The 5,642-nt window shown below is 45.8% G+C and carries 4 protein-coding genes; 1 reads left to right on the top strand and 3 read right to left on the bottom strand.

The genetic code is table 11. The annotated features are described in order from the left end of the window. Positions 1 to 113 precede the first annotated feature (113 nt). Positions 114 to 989, top strand: coding sequence for a LysR family transcriptional regulator (locus B9J87_RS07110; RefSeq protein WP_026027659.1), 876 nt, complete (start codon positions 114 to 116; stop codon positions 987 to 989). A gap of 61 nt (positions 990 to 1,050) precedes the next feature. Here the strand turns inward: B9J87_RS07110 and B9J87_RS07105 are convergent, their stop codons facing one another. From B9J87_RS07105 to fadI, 3 genes are all read right to left on the bottom strand, one after another. After that, entirely contained in the window at positions 1,051 to 1,599 is a 549-nt protein-coding gene (locus B9J87_RS07105) for an NAD(P)H nitroreductase (protein ID WP_088721091.1), read from the bottom strand. A gap of 151 nt (positions 1,600 to 1,750) precedes the next feature. Further along, entirely contained in the window at positions 1,751 to 3,874 is a 2,124-nt protein-coding gene (gene fadJ / locus B9J87_RS07100) for a fatty acid oxidation complex subunit alpha FadJ (protein ID WP_094149969.1), read from the bottom strand. Next, complete coding sequence (gene fadI, locus B9J87_RS07095; RefSeq protein ID WP_013857245.1) at positions 3,874 to 5,181, bottom strand: acetyl-CoA C-acyltransferase FadI; 1,308 nt, start codon at positions 5,179 to 5,181, stop codon at positions 3,874 to 3,876. The genes fadJ and fadI overlap by 1 nt, the downstream gene beginning before the upstream one ends. Positions 5,182 to 5,642 lie beyond the last annotated feature (461 nt).

Below are 5,642 nucleotides of genomic sequence, written 5' to 3'. Positions count from 1 at the left end.
ATGTATGGATTGTACGGAATGTTACTTTCGTCAAACAAGTTGATATGACTCAAGATTTGACAAATGATATACGTATAAATTACTCAAATTCGAAAAATAATGTGTCAGGAACAATGAAATTAGATGACCTAAACCTCTTTCGACTGGTTGTCGAAAATGGAAGCTATACCGCAACTTCTCGTAAAACAATGATCCCCGTTGCGACCATTACCCGACGCATTCAAGCATTGGAAGATTCTCTGAATCTTAGATTGTTGAATCGCCATGCTCGAAAACTTTCGCTGACTGAAGCGGGTGAACGTTTTTTTCAAGAGTGCTCACCGTTGCTGCATCGCTTAGCTGCAACAGCAGAAGAGCTCACCGATGAATGTCGTGGCGCTTCAGGCAAACTAAGAATATCGTCACCATCTAATGTCACGAAACGCATGATGATGCCTATCTTCAATGCCTTCATGATGCAGTACCCAGATATCAACATAGAATTGACCACCAGCAATCAGGCCGATCAACTTGACCCAACCGAATGGGATGTCATTTTTAGAGTTGGACCTCAACGAGACTCCAGTTTGATTGCGCGAAAAATTAATGAAGTGAAAGATGTGTTAGTCGCAAGCCCAGGGTATTTAGCGAAACACCCTGCACCAACTCATGCCGAAGAGCTCAGTAATCATTCATTATTGAAGGGATATCCTCTAGTAAAATGGCAGTTGACCAACAATAAAGGGGAATGCGTGGTCAATTGTGATACTGGTCGTTTTCAGGCCAACGCTTTAAACGTAGTGCGCAGCGCTTGCTCTGAGGGGCTGGGTATCACCTTAATGCCAGATGTAATGATTAAAGAATTTATCGAAGAAGGCAGCTTAGTCAGAGTACTGGAAGACTGGGTTTCCAACCCTCGTGATATTTATATGCTGTATAACCACAAGGATCATCTACCTGAAAAAGTCAGGCTATTTATTGATTTTGTGATTGCCTATCACATCCACTAGATTTTAGGCCCAGCATTGCTGGGCCATGAGTTATCGCAGCGGCAGATAGTCAATAAACTCGCTATAGAAATTCAATAAATTTACTCAAATCACGTTCAGGCACTTTCATTGGCGTGCACCCTGCAGTTCCTAGGTATAAGAAACCAACGATTTGATCATCGCCCTTAGCACCTAATGCTTGCCGAACGTGAGAGTGGAACATCCAGCTTCCCGAACGCCAGAAACCTTGAAAACCTTGGGCTACTGCAGCCATTTGCATCGCTTGTACTGCGCATCCCGCAGAGAGATGCTGTTCAATCACTGGCACCTTTTCATGCTCCGTAACTTTCGCGATCACTGTGATTACCATGGGTGCTCGAAACGGTGCATTTTTCGCTTTTTCTATCTCCGCATCACTGCCGTTATCCGCTCGCACAGCAGACGCCAAAATGCCCGACAACTTTTGCAAACCCGCTCCCTGAGCAATCACGAAACGCCAAGGGGTTAAACCGCCATGATCGGGCGCTCGCAAGCCTGCTCTAATAATATTTTCCAAGACCAGGCCTTCAGGTGCAGGCGATGTGAGATTGGCGATTGAACGACGGTTAAGCAGCAACTCTAGTGCATCCATTTCGATTCCTTATTGATGATTTTCCATAATCTTATACCAAACTGAGAATAACTCGCATAAAGAGATGACCTCATTGGCTATAAATGAAAAAAAGCGAGGATATTCCCTCGCCTAATTTAAGCAAACATATGAATGAAAACAGCCGAGATGACTACGGATAAAAACGTGCTTCAACCCCAGCTCGAGTCAGTAGCCCATCACAAGGAGCGAATTTATCGCCATACTTCTCAGCATGTTGATTCATCATTTCCACTAATTTCTTGATACCAATTTGGTCTATGTAACGGAATGGGCCGCCCAAAAACGGCGGGAAACCGATACCGAAAATCGCACCAATATCGCCATCTCGCGCACAACGAATTACGCCCTCATCCAAACAACGTACGGCTTCATTCAGCATAAGTAGCACGCAACGCAGCGCGATCTCCTTATCACTCTGTTTGGCATCTGGCGTTATTTTCAGCAATTTATAGATAGATTTGTCGATTTCTTTTTTCTTACCTTTATAGGTATAGAATCCCTTACCACTTTTACGCCCTTTGCGATTGTCATTGAGCAGCAAATCAAATACGTCTGGTCCTTGAAAACGTGGGCCGAGTTCTTGCACTAGAATTGGCATGATTTTCGAGCCAACATCAATGCCCACTTCGTCCAATAACGTGATAGGGCCGACTGGGAAACCGAAATCGAGCAAAGCCGTATCTATCTTTTCAATCGACTCACCCGCCATCAGGATCTGCGCCGCTTCATTCATGTAAGGTGCAAGGATACGGTTAACATAAAAACCAGCGCAATCTTTGACCACAATCGGCGTTTTGCCCTGTTTTTTCGCCAAGGCCACCACTGTGGCTATCGTCTCTTGCGATGTGGTTTGATGAGGGATCACTTCCACCAGAGGCATTTTTTCAACAGGACTGAAATAGTGCAATCCAATCACATTCTCTGGACGCGCCGCCTTCGCTGCAATTTTCTGGATTGGAAGCGAGGAAGTATTCGTCGCAAAAATGGTGCTGGTTTTGGCATTCGCTTCAACATCAGCCACCATTTGCTGCTTAAGCGTGAGATCTTCAAATACCGCTTCAATGACAACGTCGATATGCTGATAACTGGTAAAATCAATCCCGCCAGACAATTGCGCCATTTTTGTCTGCATCTGCGCTTTGGATAAAATGCGACGCTTGCGCTGTTTATCGAATAATTTGTAGTTGTAATTGAGCGCGTTTAATACTCCATCATTCGAAACATCTTTGATTCGTACGGGAACCTTGGCTTTTGCAACGCTAACATGGCTGATCCCTGCCCCCATTAAACCACCGCCCAATACGCCGATACGTTTCACGGTTTGAGGTTTTGCGTCGCTGCCCGTCTCTTTTTTCATTTCGGTGGTGGCAAAGAAAATCGAGCGCAGTGCTTTGGATTCCGAGCTCATCACCAAATCACCAAATCGCTTCGCTTCAAGCTCTAACCCGGCTTTCAAACCACGATCTAAACCGTGACGGATCACCTCTAAAATCGCGTCTGCGGCTGGGTAATTACCTCGTGTTTTTTGCTTAGTCTTTTTAGCGGCCTGATCAAAAATTAATTTGCGACCAAGCTGCGTATGAGAAATTAATTTCTCTTTGGCCGACGTATTGGCCTGATGACGTTTTTTCCCAGAATTATCGAGCACATACTTCTTGGCCACATCCAGCAAGATAGTCTCTGCTACGCAAGCATCAATAACACCCAGCTGTTTTGCTTTTTTTGCGCGCAGCTGTTTACCCGTCAACATCAAGTCGAGAGAAGGTAACAAACCAATCAAACGCGGTAACCGCTGCGTTCCACCGGAGCCTGGTAGCAAGCCTAATTGCACTTCGGGCAAACCCAAACGCGTGATGTCCGCGTCGCTGCACACCCGGTAGTGACAAGCCAGCGCCAGCTCTAAACCACCACCTAAGCATGGGCCATGAATCGCGGCAACCACTGGGAATGGCAAATCCGATAAGGTTTGAAACATCTCCTGACCTTGCTTGGCCAATGCTTGTGCTTCGCTGGCCGATTGGCAAGCGTTCAGCATACGGACATCCGCTCCAGCAATGAAATTATCTGGCTTAAGCGAGTGAATCACCATCCCCTTTAGGCTGGTTTTTTGAGCCTCCAAGGTCGCAAAAACCTCTTGCATCTCTTGGGCAAACGCCGCTTGTAGCGTATTCATTTTTTCGCCGGGAACATCAATCGCCAGCCACGCAATATTTTGTTCATCAATTGTTAAATGAAAAGCTCTCTCTGTGCTCATTATTCAACCTCCAAAATCATTGCCGCGCCCAAACCACCCGCTGCACAAGCGGTATTCAGCCCTAAACCACCACCACGTCGTTTTAGTTCACGCAGTGTTTGTGTGATCATGCGCGCACCCGTCGCCGCAAAGGGGTGACCATACGCAATAGAACCACCTAGCACATTAAATTTATCCATATCAATTTCGCCAATCGCTTTTGCTCGACCAAGATGTTCCTGTGCAAACTTATCACTGGCGAACATTTTCATATTAGAGAGGGTTTGCGCGGCAAACGCTTCATGCATGTCAATCAATGTGAGATCGGAAAGCTCAATACCTGCACGTTGTAAGGCTAACGGTGTCGCATAAGACGGTCCCATTAACATATCGTGTTCAACACCAATCGCTGAAAAAGCGTAAGAACGGATATAACCCATAATCTCCAAACCAAGCTCTTTAGCACGGCCTTCACGCATTAATAGAATAGCGGCAGCGCCATCGGTGAGTGGTGTGCTGTTGGCGGCCGTCACGCTACCATATTGCCTATCAAACGCTGGACGTAACTTGGCATAACCTTCCAGAGTCGAGTCATGACGAATATTGTTATCTTCAGCGATCCACTTTTTATAGGGCTCTGGGAATGCCGTCATGACTTCGCCTTGGATTTTGCCCTCTTTCCAAGCTTGTGAAGCTAAAGAGTGAGAACGATGTGCCAAAGCATCTTGATCCAGTCGGCTTATGTGATGAGATTTTGCCATCTGCTCAGCCGTTTGCCCCATCGAAAGGCCCGTTGAATATTCAGCGACCGCGGGGGGGACTGGCATTAAATCTTTAAAAGATAATGATTTTAAGATGCTGAGTTTCTGAGCAACGGTTTTGGTTTTACTTAAAGCGAGTAAGCTAGCGGCTAATTTTTTAGACACCCCAATCGGCAAAACGGAAGACGAATCGGCACCACCAGCCATACCAATATCAATCGTGCCAGCCATTATGCTTTCAGCCACATTCACCGCCGCCTGAAAACTGGTAGCGCACGCTCGTGTGACGCTGTACGCATCGGTATGGATGTTCATTCCTGTCCCTAAAACGATCTCACGCGCGATGTTTGGTGCCTCAGGCATTTGCACGACTTGTCCAAAGACGAGTTGTTCGATCAATTTAGGATCGAGTTCCGTTCGCGCAAGCAGTTCACTCACCACCATCTTGCCTAAATCGACTGCAGGAACTTGACTAAATTCGGTACTTTGACGCGCAAAAGGGGTACGCAACCCCGCGACGATAGCCACACGCTCACCAGAGCGCGTTTTGACTTCCTGTTTGCCCATTGTTTCTCCTTAGAATAGAGGTCTGACCTGGCACATTGTAACGAGGTTGTTAAAACAATCAAACAAGTGTTTAAATAAACGTGATATTCGCATCGAATCGAAGAAAGTAATGTAGGTAAAGGAGATGGATAATCACTTAATCTTTAAATGAATAATGGAGTTATACCCAAACAACTTGGAGTTGCAGGTAGGCGGCAAGTGAGTGAGTCCCAATAAGCATAGGCAAACGAACGTAGCCAACACCGCTGCGGCTTCAAGTAGGAAGGGTATATAAGCAAAAAAAAAACCACACAATAATGTGTGGTCGGAATATATAAAGCAATTAACTTACGCCAATTGAAATAATCAGTTTCCTGATTAGGAGAAAGTAAAGTCAGCCTTCAAAAGGAAGTGTCATCTTGCTCAACATGTTAGTCGCAATGACTAACGAGATGACAAGGTGTACTATAGCCACTTCGTGC

The sequence above is a fragment of the Vibrio sp. V19_P1S1T109 genome, from assembly GCF_002241375.1.
GTDB lineage: Bacteria > Pseudomonadota > Gammaproteobacteria > Enterobacterales > Vibrionaceae > Vibrio > Vibrio anguillarum.
This window is presented reverse-complemented; position numbering and strand designations above follow the sequence as displayed.

Excerpts from the sequence above, each read along its gene's own strand:
- fadI (WP_013857245.1), bottom strand. The coding sequence starts at position 5,181 with ATGGGCAAACAGGAAGTCAAAACGCGCTCTGGTGAGCGTGTGGCTATC.
- B9J87_RS07110 (WP_026027659.1), top strand. The coding sequence starts at position 114 with ATGAAATTAGATGACCTAAACCTCTTTCGACTGGTTGTCGAAAATGGA.
- fadJ (WP_094149969.1), bottom strand. The coding sequence starts at position 3,874 with ATGAGCACAGAGAGAGCTTTTCATTTAACAATTGATGAACAAAATATT.
- B9J87_RS07105 (WP_088721091.1), bottom strand. The coding sequence starts at position 1,599 with ATGGATGCACTAGAGTTGCTGCTTAACCGTCGTTCAATCGCCAATCTC.